General features: G+C 73.5%; 20 protein-coding genes and 1 pseudogene. 10 read left to right on the top strand and 11 right to left on the bottom strand.

Going from position 1 to position 18,364, the window contains the following annotated elements:
* From ACFQ3T_RS23520 to ACFQ3T_RS23510, 3 genes are all read left to right on the top strand, one after another.
* The coding region (locus tag ACFQ3T_RS23520; protein ID WP_380725911.1) for an aminoglycoside phosphotransferase family protein at positions 1-405 on the top strand (405 nt) is incomplete at its 5' end.
* Between the two features lie 68 nt (positions 406-473).
* On the top strand, positions 474-1,727 hold the full coding sequence (locus ACFQ3T_RS23515; protein ID WP_380725909.1) for a magnesium transporter MgtE N-terminal domain-containing protein: 1,254 nt from the start codon (positions 474-476) through the stop codon (positions 1,725-1,727).
* Positions 1,720-2,277, top strand: a complete 558-nt coding sequence (locus ACFQ3T_RS23510; protein ID WP_380725907.1) for a DUF1003 domain-containing protein — start codon at positions 1,720-1,722, stop codon at positions 2,275-2,277. Before ACFQ3T_RS23515 ends, ACFQ3T_RS23510 begins: the two co-directional genes overlap by 8 nt.
* Before the next feature lie 12 nt (positions 2,278-2,289).
* Here ACFQ3T_RS23510 and ACFQ3T_RS23505 read toward each other — a convergent pair whose 3' ends face one another.
* Complete coding sequence (locus tag ACFQ3T_RS23505; protein WP_380725905.1) at positions 2,290-2,754, bottom strand: MarR family winged helix-turn-helix transcriptional regulator; 465 nt, start codon at positions 2,752-2,754, stop codon at positions 2,290-2,292.
* A 133-nt stretch (positions 2,755-2,887) separates the two neighbouring features.
* On the opposite strand from ACFQ3T_RS23505, the gene ACFQ3T_RS23500 reads away from it, so the two are divergent.
* Entirely contained in the window at positions 2,888-4,021 is a 1,134-nt protein-coding gene (locus ACFQ3T_RS23500) for an Mrp/NBP35 family ATP-binding protein (RefSeq protein ID WP_380725903.1), read from the top strand.
* Positions 4,022-4,057: 36 nt separating this feature from the next.
* On the opposite strand, the gene ACFQ3T_RS23495 is transcribed toward ACFQ3T_RS23500, so the two are convergent.
* The 5 genes from ACFQ3T_RS23495 to sigE form a co-directional block, all read right to left on the bottom strand.
* Positions 4,058-4,729 (bottom strand): hypothetical protein, encoded by a 672-nt coding sequence (locus tag ACFQ3T_RS23495; protein ID WP_380725901.1) that lies wholly within the window; start codon positions 4,727-4,729, stop codon positions 4,058-4,060.
* A 93-nt stretch (positions 4,730-4,822) separates the two neighbouring features.
* A complete protein-coding gene (gene tatB / locus ACFQ3T_RS23490) occupies positions 4,823-5,203 on the bottom strand; it encodes a Sec-independent protein translocase protein TatB (protein ID WP_380725899.1) in 381 nt (126 codons plus the stop codon).
* 75 nt (positions 5,204-5,278) lie between these two features.
* Positions 5,279-6,805, bottom strand: a complete 1,527-nt coding sequence (locus tag ACFQ3T_RS23485) for a S1C family serine protease (protein ID WP_380725897.1) — start codon at positions 6,803-6,805, stop codon at positions 5,279-5,281.
* A gap of 252 nt (positions 6,806-7,057) precedes the next feature.
* Positions 7,058-7,681, bottom strand: coding sequence for an anti-sigma factor family protein (locus ACFQ3T_RS23480; protein WP_380725895.1), 624 nt, complete (start codon positions 7,679-7,681; stop codon positions 7,058-7,060).
* Complete coding sequence (gene sigE / locus ACFQ3T_RS23475) at positions 7,678-8,253, bottom strand: RNA polymerase sigma factor SigE (RefSeq protein WP_380725893.1); 576 nt, start codon at positions 8,251-8,253, stop codon at positions 7,678-7,680. The genes ACFQ3T_RS23480 and sigE overlap by 4 nt, the downstream gene beginning before the upstream one ends.
* A 206-nt stretch (positions 8,254-8,459) precedes the next feature.
* On the opposite strand from sigE, the gene ACFQ3T_RS23470 reads away from it, so the two are divergent.
* Entirely contained in the window at positions 8,460-9,086 is a 627-nt protein-coding gene (locus ACFQ3T_RS23470; protein ID WP_380725891.1) for an O-methyltransferase, read from the top strand.
* A 135-nt stretch (positions 9,087-9,221) separates the two neighbouring features.
* Here the strand turns inward: ACFQ3T_RS23470 and glgC are convergent, their stop codons facing one another.
* A complete protein-coding gene (gene glgC / locus ACFQ3T_RS23465) occupies positions 9,222-10,436 on the bottom strand; it encodes a glucose-1-phosphate adenylyltransferase (protein ID WP_380725889.1) in 1,215 nt (404 codons plus the stop codon).
* Between the two features lie 104 nt (positions 10,437-10,540).
* Here glgC and glgA point away from each other — a divergent pair, with 104 nt between their 5' ends.
* From glgA to ACFQ3T_RS23450, 3 genes and pseudogenes are all read left to right on the top strand, one after another.
* A complete protein-coding gene (gene glgA / locus ACFQ3T_RS23460) occupies positions 10,541-11,707 on the top strand; it encodes a glycogen synthase (protein WP_380725887.1) in 1,167 nt (388 codons plus the stop codon).
* Positions 11,708-11,867: 160 nt separating this feature from the next.
* Positions 11,868-13,226 carry a hypothetical protein gene (locus ACFQ3T_RS23455; protein WP_380725885.1) on the top strand — a complete coding sequence of 453 codons (1,359 nt, stop codon included), beginning with the start codon at positions 11,868-11,870 and terminating at the stop codon, positions 13,224-13,226.
* 199 nt (positions 13,227-13,425) lie between these two features.
* Positions 13,426-13,623 (top strand): annotated as a pseudogene (locus tag ACFQ3T_RS23450) (LysR substrate-binding domain-containing protein); the annotation flags it as partial.
* Here ACFQ3T_RS23450 and ACFQ3T_RS23445 read toward each other — a convergent pair.
* Positions 13,605-15,053, bottom strand: coding sequence for a leucyl aminopeptidase family protein (locus ACFQ3T_RS23445; RefSeq protein ID WP_380725881.1), 1,449 nt, complete (start codon positions 15,051-15,053; stop codon positions 13,605-13,607). The pseudogene ACFQ3T_RS23450 and the gene ACFQ3T_RS23445 overlap by 19 nt on opposite strands.
* 148 nt (positions 15,054-15,201) lie before the next feature.
* A complete protein-coding gene (locus ACFQ3T_RS23440) occupies positions 15,202-15,369 on the bottom strand; it encodes a DUF3117 domain-containing protein (protein WP_012783412.1) in 168 nt (55 codons plus the stop codon).
* Between the two features lie 262 nt (positions 15,370-15,631).
* Here ACFQ3T_RS23440 and ACFQ3T_RS23435 point away from each other — a divergent pair, with 262 nt between their 5' ends.
* Positions 15,632-16,555 carry a PaaX family transcriptional regulator gene (locus tag ACFQ3T_RS23435; RefSeq protein ID WP_380725879.1) on the top strand — a complete coding sequence of 308 codons (924 nt, stop codon included), beginning with the start codon at positions 15,632-15,634 and terminating at the stop codon, positions 16,553-16,555.
* Between the two features lie 15 nt (positions 16,556-16,570).
* Positions 16,571-17,350, top strand: coding sequence for an enoyl-CoA hydratase-related protein (locus tag ACFQ3T_RS23430; protein ID WP_380725877.1), 780 nt, complete (start codon positions 16,571-16,573; stop codon positions 17,348-17,350).
* On the opposite strand, the gene ACFQ3T_RS23425 is transcribed toward ACFQ3T_RS23430, so the two are convergent.
* The gene (locus ACFQ3T_RS23425) at positions 17,337-17,903 is read right to left on the bottom strand and encodes a DNA-3-methyladenine glycosylase I (protein ID WP_380725875.1); all 567 of its coding nucleotides are present in this window, start codon (positions 17,901-17,903) and stop codon (positions 17,337-17,339) included. The two genes, ACFQ3T_RS23430 and ACFQ3T_RS23425, sit on opposite strands and share 14 nt — an antisense overlap.
* Entirely contained in the window at positions 17,900-18,313 is a 414-nt protein-coding gene (locus tag ACFQ3T_RS23420; protein ID WP_380725913.1) for an SRPBCC family protein, read from the bottom strand. The genes ACFQ3T_RS23425 and ACFQ3T_RS23420 overlap by 4 nt, the downstream gene beginning before the upstream one ends.
* Positions 18,314-18,364: the final 51 nt, after the last annotated feature.

Here is an 18,364-nt window from a genome sequence, read left to right as displayed (position 1 = left end):
GCCCTGGGCGGACCCGTGCCGGCCGCGGACGTCGACCGGGCCGCCGAGCTGGGCCGGGCGCTGGCGGGCAGCGCGGCGCGGACCCTCGTCAACGAGGACCTGCACTACGCCAACGTGCTGCGCGGCGAGCGCGAACCGTGGCTGATGATCGACCCGAAACCGCTGTCCGGCGACCCCGAGTTCGGCGTGATCCCGTTGCTGTGGAACAGGTTCGGCGAGCTGGACGGCGAACGCGGGCTGCGCGACCGGTTCGCCGCGCTGTGCGACATCGGCGAGCTGGACGCCGCCAGGGCCCGCGCCTGGACGTTCTACCGGGCCGTGGACACCTGGTTGTGGTGCCTGGACGCGGGCGAGGCCCACCTGGCCGCCACGAGCGCCGCCATCGCCGACGCCTTCCGCCCGTGATCCCGGGGACGGCGGCCCGTCCACTGTGGAACGCAGCGGCGGGGCGTGCGGCGGACTAGCCTGATCACGTGGTCGCCGTGAACCGGGTCTTCGCCGCTCAACTCGCCGGGCTGCCCGTGTTCGGGCCCGACGGCGAGTCCATCGGCAAGGTCCGTGACCTGGTCATCGGCCTGCGGGTGGACCGCCAGCCGCCGCGCGTCCTCGGGCTGGTGCTCGAACTGGCCACCCGGCGGCGCATCTTCGTGCCGATGCTGCGGGTCACGTCGATCGAGCCGAACGCCGTGACGCTCGCCACCGGCTCGGTCAACCTGCGCCAGTTCCACCAGCGCACCAACGAGGTGCTGGTGGTCGGCGAGCTGCTCGACGCCCGCGTCACGCTCACCACCGGCGCGTCCGCGGTGCTGGTCGACGCCGCGATGGAACCGACCCGGACCAGGGACTGGCGGATGACGCGGGTGGCCGTGCAGGAGCGCACCGGGCGGCTGGCCAGGCGCGGACCGGTGCAGGTGCTGCGCTGGGAGGAGCTGACCGGGCTGTCGGTGACCGAACTCGCAGGTCAGCCGCAGGGCGCGCAGCACCTGGTGGCGATCTTCGAGACGATGCGCGCCGCCGACGTGGCGCTGGCCCTGCACAGCCTGCCGCTGAAGCGCCGGTACGAGGTGGCCGAGGCGCTGGACGACGAGCGCCTCGCCGACGTGGTGGAGGAGATGGCGGAGGAGGACCAGAAGGACCTGCTCGCGCACCTCGACGACGAGCGCGCCGCGGACATCCTGGAGGCGATGAACCCGGACGACGCGGCGGACCTGCTGGCCGAGCTGCCCGAGGTGGAGAAGGACCGGTTGCTGGAGCTGATGGAGCCGGAGGAGTCCGCGCCGGTCAGGCGGCTGCTGGAGTACAGCTACGACACGGCGGGCGGCCTGATGACCCCGGAGCCGGTGGTGCTGTCGCCGGACGCGACGGTCGCCGAGGCGCTCGCGCACGTGCGCAACCCGGACCTGACGCCCGCGCTGGCCAGCATGGTGTTCGTGTGCCGGCCGCCGACCGCGACGCCGACCGGCCGGTACCTGGGGTGCGTGCACATCCAGCGGCTCCTGCGCGAACCGCCGTCCGACCTGGTCGCGGGCGTCCTGGACCTGGACCTGGCGACGTTGTCGCCGAACGCGTCGCTGAGCGACGTCACCCGCTACTTCGCCGCCTACAACCTCGTCTGCGGGCCGGTCGTCGACGAGAGCGACCACCTGATCGGCGCGGTCACCGTGGACGACGTGCTGGACCACCTGCTGCCCGCGAACTGGCGCGAGACGGGGCTGACCCATGCCTGAGCTGCTGCCGCGCCGGCGGCTCGACCAGCCGCGCACGCCCGGCCGGTTCCGGCTGTCGCTCGACCCGGAGGCGTTCGGCCGGTTCTCCGAGCGGCTGGCCCGGTTCCTCGGCACCGGCAAGTTCCTGTTCTGGCAGACGCTGCTGGTGATCGTGTGGATCACGCTGAACCTGTTCGCGGTGACGCTGCGCTGGGACCCGTACCCGTTCATCCTGCTCAACCTGGCGTTCTCCACCCAGGCCGCGTACGCCGCGCCGCTGATCCTGCTGGCGCAGAACCGGCAGGACGACCGCGACCGGGTGTCGTTGGAGGAGGACCGGGCGCGGGCCGCGCAGACGAAGGCGGACACCGAGTACCTGGCCCGCGAGCTGGCCGCGCTGCGGCTCGCCGTTGGCGAGGTGGCGACCCGCGACTACCTGCGCAGCGAGCTGGAACGCGTGTTCCGCGAGCAGCGCAAGCGCCCCGCCAAGGACGGCGGCGGCGGTGGCGGCAGCGGGGGCGGCGGGGGCAAAGAGGCGAAGGGCGCGGTCAAGGACGACGTGCCGACGTAGGCGCGGCGGCCGTCACGACTCGTCGTCGGAGCCCAACCGGTCGCAGGCTCGGCCGAAGGCCTCGAGCTCGGCGTGGCTGAACGCCTCCGCGAAGTGCCGCGCCACGCCGGTGAGGTGCGTGCCGGACGCGACCCGCAGCCGGTCGAGGCCCTGCGGGGTGAGCACCGCCACCACGCCGCGCCCGTCGCCGTCGGCGCGTTCCCGCAGCACGAGGCCGGCGCGTTCCAGCCGGTCGACCAGTCGCGTCACGCCCGACCGGGACAGCAGCACGGCGTCCGCCAGTTCGGTCATCCGCAGCCGGTGCTGCGGCGCCTCGGCGAGCTGCACCAGGACGTCGTAGGCCGCGAGCGACAGGCGTTGCTCGGCGATCAGCTCGGCTTCCAGGACCCGAGTGAGCCGCGCGTGCGCCCGGAGGAAGGATCGCCACACCCCCAGCTCGGTACGGGTGGGCAACCGGGCAGATCCGGTTTCCGGCACGGACACCAATGTTACGGAAAGCACGCAACCGGCTTCGCGCTGCCCCCGGAACGGAGGTGACCAACCGGTAGCTTGGAGGTGCACGGCCCGCCGTAGCATGGCGGTCCCACCACATCTTTCGAAGGCGCTTCCAGTGACTCTTCCTTCCGTTGACGACGTGCAGAAGGCGTTGGCCGGTGTGCAGGACCCGGAGATCCGGCGTCCCATCACCGACCTGGGCATGGTCAAGGGCGTCGTGGTCGGTGACGACGGGATCGTGGACGTGGCGGTGTACCTGACCGTCTCCGGCTGCCCGCTGCGCGACAAGATCACCGCCGACGTGACGTCCGCCGTGTCCGCGCTCGACGGCGTGTCCGCCGTCCGCGTCGAGCTGGACGTGATGAGCGACGCGCAGCGCACCGAGCTGCGCAAGTCGCTGCGCGGCGGCGTCGAGGAGCCCGTGATCCCGTTCGCCCAGCCCGGCTCGCTGACGCGGGTCTACTGCGTGGCGTCGGGCAAGGGCGGCGTCGGCAAGTCGTCGGTGACGGTGAACCTGGCCGTCGCGATGGCGGCGCGAGGGCTGTCCGTCGGTGTGGTGGACGCCGACATCTACGGCCACTCGATCCCGCGGATGCTCGGCACGGACGGCAAGCCGACCCAGGTCGAGAAGATGATCATGCCGCCGCAGGCGCACGGCGTGAAGCTGATCTCCATCGGCATGTTCACGCCGGGCAACACGCCGGTCGTCTGGCGCGGCCCCATGCTCCACCGGGCGTTGCAGCAGTTCCTGGCCGACGTGTTCTGGGGCGACCTCGACGTGCTGCTGCTCGACCTGCCGCCGGGCACCGGTGACATCGCCATCTCGGTGGCCCAGCTGGTGCCCAACGCGGAGATCCTGGTCGTGACGACGCCGCAGCAGGCGGCGGCCGAGGTGGCCGAGCGGGCCGGGTCGATCGCGTTGCAGACGCGGCAGCGGATCGCCGGCGTGATCGAGAACATGTCGTGGCTGGAGCTGCCGGACGGGACGCGGATGGACGTGTTCGGCTCCGGCGGCGGGCAGGCCGTGGCCGACTCGCTGACCAAGGCCGTCGGCTCGGACGTGCCGCTGCTGGGCCAGGTCCCGCTCGACCCGCGGCTCCGCGAGCAGGGCGACTCGGGCACGCCGATCGTGCTGGCGCACCCGGAGTCGGCCGCCGGTCAGGTGCTGACGACGGTGGCGGGCAAGCTGTCGACCCGTTCGCGCGGGCTGGCCGGTCGCCTGCTGAACGTCTCGCCGGCCGGCCGCTGACGCCCACGGGTGCGGTTCGCGGGTGATCGCCGCTCGCTACTCGCCGCGAAGCGTGATGTGCTCGTCGACTTCCCCGTCGGCGATGGCGCCACCGTAGATCGCCAGACCGTTGGCGAACTCCGCGCCACGCTCGACGGCGAACTCGATCGTGTTCTCGCCGCGCCGGAGCGCCGAGGCGTCGAACCGCCACCGGTAGTGGGCGCCGCTCCCGTCGTCGGGCATCACGCGTCGGGATGGCAGGCGGGTGCCGTTCACGATCACCGTGACGTCCGTGCGCTGGTCCTCGCTGTCGGTTTGGTACTGGGTGTCGGCGGAGAGTCGCGCCGAGAGCTCGACCTGTCCGCCCTCGAACTCGCCGAGGGTCACCCGGTACACGAACGAACCGACGGAGTTGCCGTAGGCGTGGGCGTGGGTCACGCCCTCCGTCTCCGGCAGGTCCCTGCGGGATTCGTAGCCGGGTCCGTCGGGCTGCCACCAGGAGGCTGCGACGTCGTAGGACGACGGTGCGACCTTCACGTCGAGCCTCTTGTCGTCCGACTGCGACCCGGCCGGCCGCGGTGACGTGGCGGGCTGAGAGGTGGCGGGTGGTGGCGCGGCGGGTTGCCGCGGGAGCAGCCAAGCGAGGATCGCGACCACCAGCGCCATGGCGCCCACGACCAAGGCCCCCAGGCCCGCCACCGCCCCTGCCCTGGTCCAGGGCCCTTCCACTCGACTACCTCCGTGCTCACCCCGGTCGAGTGCCGGCCCCGGCGCCGCCGCTCGCGACCTTCACCCCGACTGGTCGACCCGAGCCCGCTCGCGTCAGGTGGCGTCCGGGTCGTACGGCGGGCGCTCGCCCTGCTGGAGGGGGCGGTCGCGGGTGGACTGGGCGGAGGACGGCGGGACGGCCGGGTGGCCGTTCGGCTTCTCCGCCGGGTCGTCGTCCCACAGGTGCTTGGTGATCGCGCGCTTCGGGTCGAAGTTGCGGAGTTCGCGGAGGTCTTCCAGCGGCTTGCGGAGCTGCTCGAACTCCGGCCCCATCTCCTGCTTCAGCTGCTCCCGCGCGCCGGTCGCGTAGTCGCGCACCTGGCGGACGGTCTTGCCGACCCACGCGGCGGCCGAGGGCAGTCGTTCGGGCCCCAGGATGAACAGGCCCGCGACGATGATGATGAGGATCTCAACCCATCCGATGCTGTCGAACACCCGCGTGCCCCACCTTCCGCGCCCAGCCGGCCGAACCCCGACGCCCGGACCCCGGCCCGGTTGCCAGCGTAGCCGTCAGTCCGACCTCAGGGTCACCTGCACGGTCAGCTCCCGACCCTGCCTGGCCAGCACGACCGGCACCGTCTCGCCGATTTCACGGTCCCTTACGGCAACGGTCAACTCCGCGGCGTTGCGCACCACCCGGTCGCCGACGCGCGTGATCACGTCGCCCTCCTCGATACCCGCCGCGTCCGCCGCGCCGCCCTCGGGGACGTTCTGCACCTGCGCGCCCTCGGCCGTCTCCGCCGACGCCGAGCGCACGTTGATGTTCATGTCCGCGTGCTTCACCTGGCCATCGCGGATCAACGCCTGCGAGACCCGGCGCGCGTAGTTGCCGGAGATGGCGAACCCGAGGCCGACCGAGCCGCCGGTCTCGGTCCGGATCGACGAGTTGATGCCCACCAGCGCGCCGGACGAGTCGACGAGCGCGCCGCCCGAGTTGCCGGGGTTGATGGCCGCGTCGGTCTGGATCGCGTCGTAGGTGACCTGCGGACCGCCGTTCTCGCCCGCCGCCGTCACGGGTCGGTGCAGGGCGCTGACGATGCCCTCGGTCACCGTGTTCGACAGCGACAGCGGGGAGCCGATGGCCAGCACGGTGTCGCCGACGGCCAGGTCGTCCGAGTCGCCGAACTGCAGCACGGTCGGGTTCTCCACGTCGACCTTGATCACCGCGAGGTCGGTCTTGGAGTCGCGGCCGACGATCTGCGCCACGGCCCGCTTGCCGTCGGTGAAGACGACGGTCAGCTTCGCGGACGTGTCCTGCGCCGCCGGCGCGACGACGTGGTCGTTGGTGAGGATGTACCCCTCGCCGTCGATCACCACGCCGGAGCCGACGCCCGCCACGTTCGCGCCCTTGAACTCGATCGACACGACGCTGGGCGTGACGCGCTGCGCGATGTCGGCGACCGACCCGACGGGGCGTTCCTTGCCGGGCTTGACCTCGGCGAGCGTGACGCCGCCGTCGGTGAGCGGGTTGCCCATCCGGCCGAGCAGCCAGCCGACGACGCCGCCGCCCGTGCCGACCAGCAGGGCCGCGACCAGCAGGAACACCAGGGCCATCGGCTTGACGCGCCGCCCGAACAGCAGCTCGGGGACGCTGAGCTGCGGGCCGGGCCGCGCCTCGGGCTTGGGTTCGGTGTCGGGTTCCTCGGTGACGGCGGGCGGGCCGATGACGGCCGACGCCCCGGGGTCGCGCCACGCGTCGCCCGCGGGCTTGCCCTCCCAGAAGACGGGCTCCACCTCGGGCTCGCCGTTCAGGTCGACCGGCGGGCGCTGCAAGCGGGTGGCGCTGTCGCCTTGAGGGCGGCCGAACGCCGTGGACAGCGCCTCGGGCGGCGGCGGCGCGAGCCGGACCTGGCCGTTGCCGTTGAGGTTCGGACGGTCGGCGGAGAACGCGCCCGGCACGCCCTGCGGTCGGCCGAACACGGCGGCTTGGCCGGGGTCCACGGGCGGGCGGTCCAGGGGACGCGGCGCGAGCCTGCGGTGCACCCCGTCGTCCACACCGGACCTGGGAGTCCCGTTGCCCTGCTCTGGCTCGCTCATCGCTCCCCGCACGTCGTCACACCAGTCGTCACACCATGAGTCGTCACACCACGGTTGTCGCGGGGCAATCGTGCCTCGTCACCGGTGAAGTTGCCGTCAGCGGGTCGGCGGGCGGCCGGTGACCAGGCGTGGGTCCGGGCCGGGCCGGTGGCATCGCCCGGAGTGGCGGTTGGCCCGGAACGGTGGTCCGCCGGAACGGTGGTCCGCCGGAACGGCGGTTCGGCCCGGAGCGGTGGTTCGGCCGGAACGGCGTCAGCGGCCGAGGACGGTGTTCGCCACGGGGCGCAGCACGTCCGCCCGCTCCTGCTCGGCAGCGGTCAACGACGACGGCGCGACGACGGGCGGCGGCGGGGTGTTGCCCTGGGCGGGCGTGGGCGAGTGGTCCTCGCTGCCGGGTGCGACCAGGGCGAGCGCACCGAGCATGAGCCCGGACACGACGACACCGGCGCCCTGGCGCGCGCGTTTGCCGCCGAAGAAACCGGTCCCGAAGCGGCTACCGCCGCTGGTTCCGAAAGGGCGGCTCTGCCCCAACACGGGTCCGCTGCCGAACGCGACCCGGTCGGGCCGCTGCACGGTGACGAGTTGGCCGTCCTCGGTGACCGCGAGGCCGTCGGGCGCGCTGGGCAGTTCCACTTCCTGCGGGATCGCGCCCAGCCTGGCGAGCAGGCCGGCGGGCGCGCACGGCGCGTCGGCGGCGCGGACCGCGGAACGAGCCTGCTGCTGGGAGTAGGCCTCGGCCGCGCAGAACGGGCAGCGCGCGAGGTGCGCGGCCGCCCGGTTGTGCGCCGAGGCGGACAGCTCGCCGTCGACGAAGGCGACGACCGCGTCGGGCAGCAGGTGCTGCTCGGGCAGTTGCCAACCTCGCAGGTCGGTCATGCAGAGTCCTCCTGAGCCAGACCCCGACGGCGTTCCAGTGCGACCCGCAGGGCCTGGCGGCCCCGGTGGATCCTGCTCCTCACGGTACCGAGTTTGACGCCGAGCGTGGCGCCGATCTCCTCGTAGGAGAGCCCTTCCACGTCACACAGCACGACGGCGGCCCGGAACTCCGGCGGCAACTCGTCCAACGCGGCCTGGAGCTCCGGGTCGAGGTGCGTGTCGTCGTAGATCTCCTCGGGCGTCGGGTCGTCGCCGGGGATGCGGTCCGTCTCCTCCGGCAGGGCCTCCATCCGCACGCGCGAGCGGCGGCGGGCCATGTCGAGGAAGAGGTTGGTGGTGATGCGGTGCAGCCAGCCTTCGAACGTGCCCGGCTTGTACGACGCGAGGGAGCGGAACACCCGGATGAACGTCTCCTGGGTGAGGTCCTCGGCGTCGTGCTGGTTGCCGGTCAGGCGGTAGGCCAGCCGGTACACCCGGTCGGCGTGGTCGCGCACCACTTGGTCCCACGAGGGCGCGATCCAGTCCGCGTCCTCGATGGGCGCGTTGGGTACGGCGGTCGGCTGCGTTGGCATCGGGCGGTTAAGCACCTCCACTGGGCTGCTGCCCTGCTGCACGGGTCAACGTTCGGCTGCCCTCACGTGTTCCCGTTGGTCGTGCGCTGGAACCAGACTGACCGGTCCGCTTATAACCATCGTGAGAGTCGGCTGAGAGCAGGCTGAGAATCCGGGTTGCCTGCCGATCCCGCCCGGATCGCCGCCGGCGGCGTTAGCCTTCGGGTGTGGATGCGCCGACGCGCGAGTACGTGGAGCGCTACCTGCCCGAGGACGCCGTGATCACGGCCGCCAGGGCTCGTGGCGTCGAGTTGGGGTGCGTGCCGATCGGGTCCGGCGGCGGCGCGGCGCTGCGGTTCCTCGCCGCGGCGTTGCAGGCCAAGGCCGTGGTGGAGATCGGCACCGGCGCCGGTGTCGGCGCGTTGTACCTGCTCAGCGGCATGCCCGCGGCCGGGGTGCTGACCTCGATCGACGTGGAGCCGGAGCACCAGCGGGCGGCCAGGGTGGCGTTCGCGGAGGCCGGCATCGCGGTCTCGCGCACCCGGTTGATCATGGGCCAGGCGCTGGAGGTGCTGCCCCGGCTGACCGACGGCGCCTACGACCTGGTGTTCGTGGACGCGGCGAAGGCCGAGTACCCGAAGTACCTGGCCGAGGGCGTGCGGCTGCTGCGGCCGGGCGGCGTCATCGCGTTCGACAACGTGCTCTGGCACGGCCGCGTGGTCGACCCGGCGCACCGCGACCCGGACACGACGGCGATGCGGGACGTGGCGCGCGCGGTGCGGGAGGACGACCGGCTGGTGCCGGTGATCCTGCCCTTGGGCGACGGGCTGCTGGTGGCCGCGAAGGTCGCCTGACCGGTCCCGACCACCCGATCGGCGTCACCCTTGTGGGTGAAAAGCCCCGCCGATGTGGCCGGCGGCTCGGACGGACGCGCGCACACCGCGCGGCCGGGCGCCGGGGACCGCCGCGAGGGCGGCCCCCGACCGGCCTCAGTCCGCCGTGACGCCCTTCCCGAGCACCGTCACGCCGCCCGCCGACACGGTGTAGCGCTGCCGGTCCGTCGCCGGGTCCACGCCGATCAGCGCGCCGTCGGGCACGACGACGTTCTTGTCCAGGATCGCCCGCCGCACGACCGCGCCGCGACCGATCCGCACGCCCGGCAGCAGCACGCTGCCCTGCACCACGGACCCCGACTCCACGACGACGTCCGAGCTGATCACCGAGCCGTGGATGGTGCCGGAGATGATCGAGCCCGGCCCCACCATGGAGTCCTCGGCGCTGCCGCCCGCGATGAACTTCGCCGGCGGCAGGGGCGGGGTCGCGGTCCGGATCGGCCACGCCTGGTTGTAGAGGTTGAACACCGGGCGCACCGACACGAGGTCCATGTGGGCCTCGTAGTACGCGTCGATGGTCCCCACGTCGCGCCAGTACCCGCGGTCCCGGTCGGACTCGCCCGGCACCTGGTTGTCGGCGAAGTCGTAGACGTGGGCCTGCCCCTGGTCGACGAGCATCGGGATGATGTCGCCGCCCATGTCGTGGTCGGAATCGGGGTTGGCCGCGTCCGCGCGCAACGCGTCGATCAGCGCTTCGGTGGTGAACACGTAGTTGCCCATCGACGCGAAGGTGACCTCGGGGTCACCGGGCACGTGCGGTGGGTCCGACGGCTTCTCCAGGAACCGGGTGATCTGGCCGAACTCGTCGGAGTCGATGCACCCGAACGCCTTCGCCTCGGCCCGGGGCACCCGGATGCCGGCGACGGTGACGCCGGCGCCCGTCTCGACGTGCTGGTCCACCATCTGGCCGGGGTCCATCCGGTAGACGTGGTCCGCGCCGAAGATGATCACGTGCTCCGGCTTCTCGTCGTTGACGAGGTTGAGGCTCTGGAAGATCGCGTCGGCGCTGCCGGTGTACCAGCGCGGGCCCAGCCGCTGCTGCGCCGGCACCGGCGTGACGTACTGGCCGAGCACATTGGACAGGCGCCACGTCGTGGAGATGTGGCGGTCCAGGGAATGGGATTTGTACTGGGTGAGCACGCAGAGCTTGACGAAACCCGCGTTCACCAGGTTGGACAGGACGAAGTCCACCAGCCGGTAGTTACCGCCGAAGGGCACCGCCGGCTTTGCCCGGTCGGCGGTCAACGGCCACAACCGTTTGCCTTCGCCACCGGCGAGGACAATTCCTAGAACATGCGGTTGCCCTTTCACAGGAACGACCCTAACCGGGTGAGCACCGGCCCACCAACGGCGAAGTAACGCAAACTCGACTTGTTCACCCGGCTGCCCCCGGTCGCGGGGTTACGGTGAGCGCCGTGCGAATTGGACTGCTGACACGGGAGTACCCGCCGGAGGTCTACGGCGGAGCTGGGGTGCACGTCGGTTTCCTGGTGCCGAGGTTGCGCGAACTGGTCGACGTGGACGTGCACGCCTTCGGCGGGCCGCGCGCGGACGCCAGGGCGCACAACCCGGCGCACGGCCTGGAGCAGGCGAACGCCGCCCTGGCCACGCTGTCGGTGGACCTGGAGATGGCCGCCGCCCTGGGTGACGCGCAGCTCGCGCACTCCCACACCTGGTACGCCAACATGGCCGGTCACCTGGCCAAACTGCTGCACGGCATACCCCACGTGGTGACCGCGCACTCGCTGGAGCCGCGCCGGCCGTGGAAGGCCGAGCAGCTGGGCGGCGGCTACCGGGTCTCGTCCTGGGTGGAGCGCACCGCGTACGAGGCGGCGGACGCCGTGATCGCGGTCAGCGAGGGCATGCGGGCCGACGTGCTCGACTGCTACCCGGCGCTGGACCCGGCACGGGTGCACGTGGTCCGCAACGGCATCGACACGGCGGCCTACCACCCCGTGGCGGAGACGGACGCGCTGGTCCGGCACGGGATCGACCCGCACCGGCCGATCGTGACGTTCGTGGGGCGGATCACGCGGCAGAAGGGCGTCGGGCACCTGGTCGCGGCCGCGCACCGGTTCTCGCCGGACGCGCAGATCGTGCTGTGCGCGGGCGCACCGGACACCCCGGAGATCGCCGAGGAGACGCGGCTCGCGGTGGCGGAGCTGGCGGCGTCCCGGCCGGGGGTGTTCTGGATCCAGCAGATGCTCCAGCCGGCCGAGGTGCGGCAGATCCTGAGCCACTCGACGGTCTTCGTGTGCCCGTCGGTGTACGAGCCGCTGGGCATCGTGAACCTGGAGGCGATGGCGTGCGGGACGGCCGTGGTGGCGTCCGACGTGGGCGGCATCCCGGAGGTCGTCGACCACGGGCGCACCGGCCTGCTCGTGCACTACGACGAGAAGGACGTGGAGGCGTACCGGACGGCGCTGGCGGACGCGGTCAACGAGGTGCTGGGCGACCCGGAGCGGGCGGCGGCGTTCGGCGCGGCCGGCCGGGAGCGGGCGGTCGAGGAGTTCTCGTGGGCGACCGTGGCCGAGCAGACCGTGGACGTCTACCGGGCCGCGCTGGCCTCGCCGACCCGCTGACCCCTGACTTCTGACCCCTGGTCCTCCTGGCCTCTGACCCCCCTGAACACCGTTGAGCGATCGTTGAACACCGCAGTGTGACGCGCGCCACCTCGTGCCGGATGCAACCGGACGGGGTGGCGATCGCCTTTAAGGGGTGGGGGCGACTACTGGGGGCGGTATGCGGTGGCTTGTGCTCCTGCTCGCGCTGGCGGCCGGCGGGTGCGCCACGCCGGCGTTCAGCGCCGAGCAGGTCCGGTTGACCATCGAGGGGAAAGAGGTGCTGGACGCGCCCGGCCTGCAGGCGCGGGCCGAGGCCGAGCTGAGCTACACGTTGTCGTTCGGGTACGTCGCCCGCACCGGCCACGACCCGGTGAGCTGCTGGTTCGCCCGCACGGGCCGGGCGTTCGAGATCGACACCAGGCTGTGGTGCGGTCCGGTGCAGGTGCCCGGCACGGCCGCCACCACCGACTGGGTGCCCGTGCCGCTGAAGCAGGTGGACCAGAACGGGTCCGGCATCCGGCTGGAGGTGCAGCCGGCGCAGGTGCCGCCGCAGGGGTCGCGGAGCACGCCGGTGGGGAAGCTGGTGCGCACCGACGGGCGGGAGACCGTCGCCGACCAGGGCGTCGGCGCGGCGGGGCCGGACTTCCTGGCCGTGCTGCCCGACGACGGCCAGGCGCTGGACGCGGCGTCGGCGGTGGTGCGGGACGACCAGCTCGAAGTCCGGGTGACGGGCTACTCGGCGCCCGCGGTGTGGCCGACGGCGGAGGGTGACCTGCGGGCCGAGCACGGGGTGGCGCTGCGGGTCCTGCGGCTGCACGTGACGCGGCACAGCGTGGTCGACTCGGCGTTCGGCCAGACGCCGTGGCGCGGCTGGCTGCCGCAGTTGCCGGAGCTGGCGCTGGACGTGCCGGGTCGGCGGCACCGGCTGCCCGACGACCGGCTGCCGGAGCGGGGTTCGGTGCTGGTGGTCTACACGGTGCCGGTCACGGGCCAGCCGGAGTCGCTGGTGCTCGACACCGTGGGGGCGAAGTCGCTCCAGCAGCGGGTCGAGGTGCCGTCCGGCCGGGCGCTCGGCGACGTGCCGCACGTGCTGCGGCGCGCGCCGGGGCCGGAGTCGATGTCGGTGTCCACGCCCGTGTCGGTCGGCGCCGCCGGGCGGGCGGGGTCGCTGGAGGTGATCCGGGCCCGGCTGGGGCGGCAGCGGCCCGTGTCGTCCGACGGGCAGTACGAGCTGGCCACGGCCGCCGCCGGGAAGGCGCTGCTGGAGCTGCGGCTGGTGGGCCACGACGTGCCGACCGTGCTGGGCGCGGGCGTCACGGCGCCGCTGGTGGCGGTGACCCTGCCGGACGGCGCGCAGGCCCGTCAGGTGGGCGCGCGCTACGGCGGGGAGACGTTCCCGGTGGCGGTCGTGTACGAGGTGCCGGAGGACGTCCGGTCGGTGACGTTCGCGGTCACCTCGGGGACCGTGGCCCTCCCGCAGCTGGGCACGGTCGCCGTCACCGGCGGCGAGGCGGCGGAGGTGCCGCTCGACTTCTGACCCCGGTGGGCGAGGACGGCGGCGAGCGCCGCCAGGGCAAGCCAGGCGGTGACCAGCACGACCAGGCCGGACCAGCCGTGCGCCTGGTGCGCGACGCTGCCCGCCGTGCCGCCCGTGCTGCTGCCGACGTAGAAGGCGAACAGGTACACGCCCGGCGCCTGCCCCCGCGCCTGCCGGGACGCCCTCGCGCCGACCCAGCCAGGAGACCGAGACCGTGCGCGGCCTCGTCGCGGCGGGCCTCGGCGTGGCGCTGCTGCCCCACGCCGACTCGCCGTCGGGGCTGCCGGAGATCTCCCTCACGCCGCGGGCGGGTCGGGAGATCGCGCTGGTCTGGCCCGCCGACGTCCCGCTCCCACCCGCCGTGCGGGCGTTCCGGGATCACGCGCTGGGCGCGTAGCCCTCGGCCAGCTCGATCAGGGTGCGGGCCGCGAAGCCCGTCGCGCCGGCCACGACCTCGTCGTACACCTTGTCGGCCCGCGCGGGGCCGGCGATGTCGAGGTGCGCCCACGGCACGTCGCCGGTGAACTCGCGCAGGAACAGGGCGGCGGTGATGCCGCCCGGCCCCGGCGGGCACTGCCGGACGTCGGCGATGTCGCTGCGCACGTCGTCCGCCAGGTGGTCCAGCAGCGGCATGCGCCACCAGGCCTCACCGACCCGCGCGCCCGCCTCGGCGACGCGGGCGGCCAGGTCGTCGTCGGTGGCGAACAGGCCGCCGGTGCGCAGGCCGAGGCTGACCTTCATCGCGCCGGTCAGCGTGGCCACGTCGACCAGGACGTCCGGCGCCAGGTTCCGCACCGCGTACGCCAGCGCGTCGGCCAGCACCAGCCTGCCCTCGGCGTCGGTGTTCGTGACCTCGGTCGTGGTGCCGCCGTACTGGCGGATCACGTCGCCCGGCCGGTACGCCGACCCGGACACGTGGTTCTCCGCCGCGGGCACCAGGCCGGTCACCCGCACGGGCAGGCCGAGCGTCGCGACGCCGACCAGGGCCGCGACCACCGCCGCGCCGCCGGACATGTCGGTGCGCATCAGGTGCATGCCCTCGGCGGGCTTGATCGAGATGCCGCCGGTGTCGAACGTGATGCCCTTGCCGACCAGCACGAGGTGGGGCTGCCCGGCGGCCGTGCCCGGCCAGGTCAGCTCGATGAACCGGGGCGGGCGCGACGACCCGCCGCCCACCGCCAGCACACCGCCGAAGCCCTGCTCGGCCAGCCACCGCTCGTCCCGCACCTCGACGCCCAGGCCCGGCACGGCCCGCGCCGCCTTCGCCGCCGCCGCGGCCAGCCACGACGGGTCCTTCACGTTGGACGGCGTGTTCGCCAGGTCGCGGCTCAGCGACGTCGCGGCAGCCAGCGCGTTCGCCTTCCGCACGACCTCCGCCAGCGCCGGGTCGGCCGCGACCAGCCGCAACGACCTCACCCGCTTCGGCGGGTCCTCGCCGGTGACCTTGAACCGGTAGCCGCCCACGGCCGCGCCGAGCGTGAACGCGGCCACCGCGTCGGCGGTCACGTCGGCGGGCAGCCGCACGTCGAACGTCGTCCCGCCCGCCTTCTCCGCGTCCGCGTGCAGGGCCCGGACCAGCGACGCGCCGGCCTTGCGCCAGTCGCCCGCCCCGCCGTCGCCCACGCCGACGACCCACGTCCGCCCCTGCCGCGACGTCGACCCCGCCTTGCCGGACACGTCGTCCACGTCCAGGTCGGGGGCCTCCTCCGCACCCGGCCCGAACCGGACCGGGTCGCCGGGGAACGCGACGAGCACCGCGGGCACACCTCGCCGGAGGGTGTCGGCCACCTCGACGGTGACCAGCGGGGTGGGCAGGGGCGCTCGCACGGGGGAACCTCCCGGTGGGGTTTCTGGGACAGGGTGGGTCAGGTCACACCGGGCCGGTGGCGTCACAGGTGACCTGGGCCGTCACGACGTAGCGATGCCCCGGTTCCACTGTGGAAACCGGGGCTCGACGCTGTCTCGTTCCGGCTGGTCAGCCGGCGGCTGCCTTGAGGGCGTCGCCCAGGGCGTTGGCCTCGTCCGCCGACATCTCGACGACGAGGCGGCCACCACCCTCGAGCGGAACGCGCATCACGATGCCGCGCCCCTCCTTGGTCACCTCGAGGGGACCGTCGCCGGTCCGGGGCTTCATGGCCGCCATCGCGTGCTCCCTCCGTCAACATCTTCCCCGTCCGACCAGGGCCGGATACTCCGCCCATTCTCCCCTATGCGGACTCGGCAGCGAAACCGAACCGATCTTTCCGACCCGTCCGCGACCGGTTGGCGATCTTCACGGAGCCGCAGTTCACGCCCAGGATCGCCGTGCCGCAACGACTTCCGCGCCCGCCCGCGACCGTCACCTGGTCGTGACCGATCGCCGCTCTGTGGCGTGTCGCGGGGTCGCCCTGACAGACTCGGCTCTCGTGCGAGCCCGTTCCGCGCTCTTCGACGTCTACGGCGGCCACCTGCGCGAGCGGGGCGGCGCCGCGACGATCGCCGCCCTGGTCCGGTTGCTGGAGCCGCTGGACTTCGCCGCGCCCGCCGTGCGCACCGCGGTGTCGCGCACGGTGCGCCAGGGCTGGCTCGAACCCGTCCGCCTGCCGGACGGCCCCGGCTACGCGATGACACCCCGCGCGGAAAGGCGGCTGGACGAGGCCGCGGCCCGCATCTACCGCACCCGGCCGTCCACGTGGGACGGTCGGTGGCACGTCGTGGTGCTGGAGGAGCTGCCCGCCCGCGAGGCGCGCGACCGGCTCGCTTCCTCGCTGCAACTGCTCGGCTACGGCGCGCTCGGACCCGTGACGTGGATCGCACCGCGCCCGTCGCCCGAGCTGGCGGACGTGCTGGAGGGCGAGGGCGTCCGGGCGAGCGCGTTCCGCGGCGAGCACGAGGGCGACCCGGCGGAGCTGGCCGGACGGGCCTGGGACCTGGCGACGCTCGGCCGCGACTACGCCCGGTTCGTGGCGGAGTGGGAGCCGGTGGTGTCCGCTGTGGACGGTACGTCGCCCGCGGCGGCGTTCGCGGCGTCCCAGCGGTTCCTGCACGCCTGGCGCAAGTTCCTGTTCCGCGACCCCGGCCTCCCGCGCGAGCTGCTGCCCGCCGACTGGCCGGGCACGGGCGCGGCGGAGTTCTTCGACCGGCACACGAACCGGCTCGCGCCCGCGGTGGCCAGGTTCGTCGACGACAGCCTCGCCGGCCCGGCCCTCGCCACCCCGGCCCCCACCACCCCGGCCCCCACCACCCCGGCCGACCACACCCCGGCCGACGCCGGTCCGGCGCACCCGAGCCCAGCCCAGCCCAGTCCGGCCCAGCCCAGTCCGGCCCAGCACAGCCCGGCCCAGCCCTGACCCGGAGGTCCACCCGTGTCCGATCTGCTCATCGACGACGCCGACGGTGTCCGCACGTTCACGCTCAACCGGCCCGAGTCGTTCAACTCGTTCACGGTGGCGCTGAAGGAGCGGTTCCTGGAGGCCGTGGTGGAGACGGCGGCGGACGACGCCGTGCGCGCCGTGGTCGTCACCGGCGCCGGGAAGGCGTTCTGCGCGGGCCAGGACCTGAAGGAGCACGTCGCGCTGCTGGAGGCGGGCGACCCGGCGCCGCTGAACACGGTGGAGAAGCACTACAACCCGCTGGTCAAGGCGATCGTGGGCATGCCGAAGCCGGTGATCGCGGCCGTCAACGGCACGGCGGCGGGCGCGGGCGCGTCCCTCGCCTACGCGTGCGACCTGCGGATCGCCGGCGCGAGCGCGAAGTTCCTGATGGCGTTCGCCAACGTGGGCCTGACCGCCGACTCGGGCGCGTCGTGGACCCTGCCGCGGCTGATCGGGCACGGCCGGGCGATGGAGATGATGCTGCTCGCGCAGCCCGTGGGCGCCGAGGAGGCGTTGCGGATCGGCATGGTCGGGCAGGTCGTGCCGGACGGCGAGGTGCTGTCCACGGCGCAGGCGCTGGCCCGCAAGCTGGCCGCCGGGCCCACCACCGCCTACGCCAAGATCAAGGAGGCGATGGCGTTCTCCGGCGAGCTCGCGGCGGCGCTGGACGTGGAGGCCCGCACGCAGGCCGAGGCGGGCGCGACGGCGGACCACCGCGAGGCCGTGGCGGCGTTCGTGGCGAAGCGGAAGCCCGAGTTCACCGGCCGGTAGCGGCAGGGGCGCCGGCGCGGAAGCAGGCCGCGATGTGGTCGTCGACCATGCCCGTGGCCTGCATCAGCGCGTAGCAGGTGGTGGGGCCGAGGAACGCGAAGCCGCGCCGCTTCAGCTCCTTGGCCATCGCCTTCGACTCGGCCGTGACGGCGGGCACGTCCGCGCTGGTGGCGGGCCGCACGTGGTGCTCCGGCGCGAACGACCACAGCAGGTCGTCCAGCGGCACGTCCAGCTCGGCGACGACCCGGGCGTTGCCGATCGCGGCGGTGATCTTGGCCCGGTTGCGGACGATGCCCGCGTCGGCCATCAGCCGGTCGAAGTCGGCCGGCCCGAACTCGGCCACCGCCGCCGGCTCGAAGCCCGCGAACGCGGCCCGGAAGTTCTCCCGCTTGCGCAGGATCGTGATCCACGACAGGCCGGACTGGAACGATTCGAGGCACATGCGCTCGAACATGGCGGCCTCGCCGCGCAGCTCGACGCCCCACTCCGTGTCGTGGTACTCGATGTAGTCGGGCGTGCTGTCGCCCCACGGGCAGCGGACCACGTCGGTCATGCGGGGTACTCCCGGGCGAAGGCGGCGAACCGGCGCAGCGACCACTTCACGCCCGGCGCGAACGCCAGGGCGAGCAGCGCGGCCACGTCCTCGGACCAGACGAACTCACTGCGCGCGTCACCGCGCGGGACGACCACGAACTCGCCCGTGCCGCGCACCAGGCGGCCCGTGTGGGCGACGGCGCAGCGCACCGGCGGCTCCCACGCGGTGATGCGCATGGTGTCGGTGAACCCGAGCCGGCCGACGCCCGTGAACGCGGCCAGCCCGCTGCCCTCGCTCGCGCCGTCGCCGCTGGTCACGCGGACGGTGGTGCCGAGCATCCACTCGCCCTGCCGCTCCCAGTCGGTGAGCGCGGCCCAGGTGGTGGCCGGCGGCGCGGCCACGTCGACCCGCAGCTCAAGCCGGGTCATGCTCGGGCTCCCGCGGCCGGACAGCCGGGCGGTCGTCCGGGTCGACGGGCG

It is taken from the genome of Saccharothrix hoggarensis (genome assembly GCF_042678885.1).
GTDB lineage: Bacteria > Actinomycetota > Actinomycetes > Mycobacteriales > Pseudonocardiaceae > Actinosynnema > Actinosynnema hoggarensis.
The sequence above is the reverse complement of the archived record's forward strand: the minus strand, read 5'-3'. Positions and strand labels throughout refer to the sequence as shown.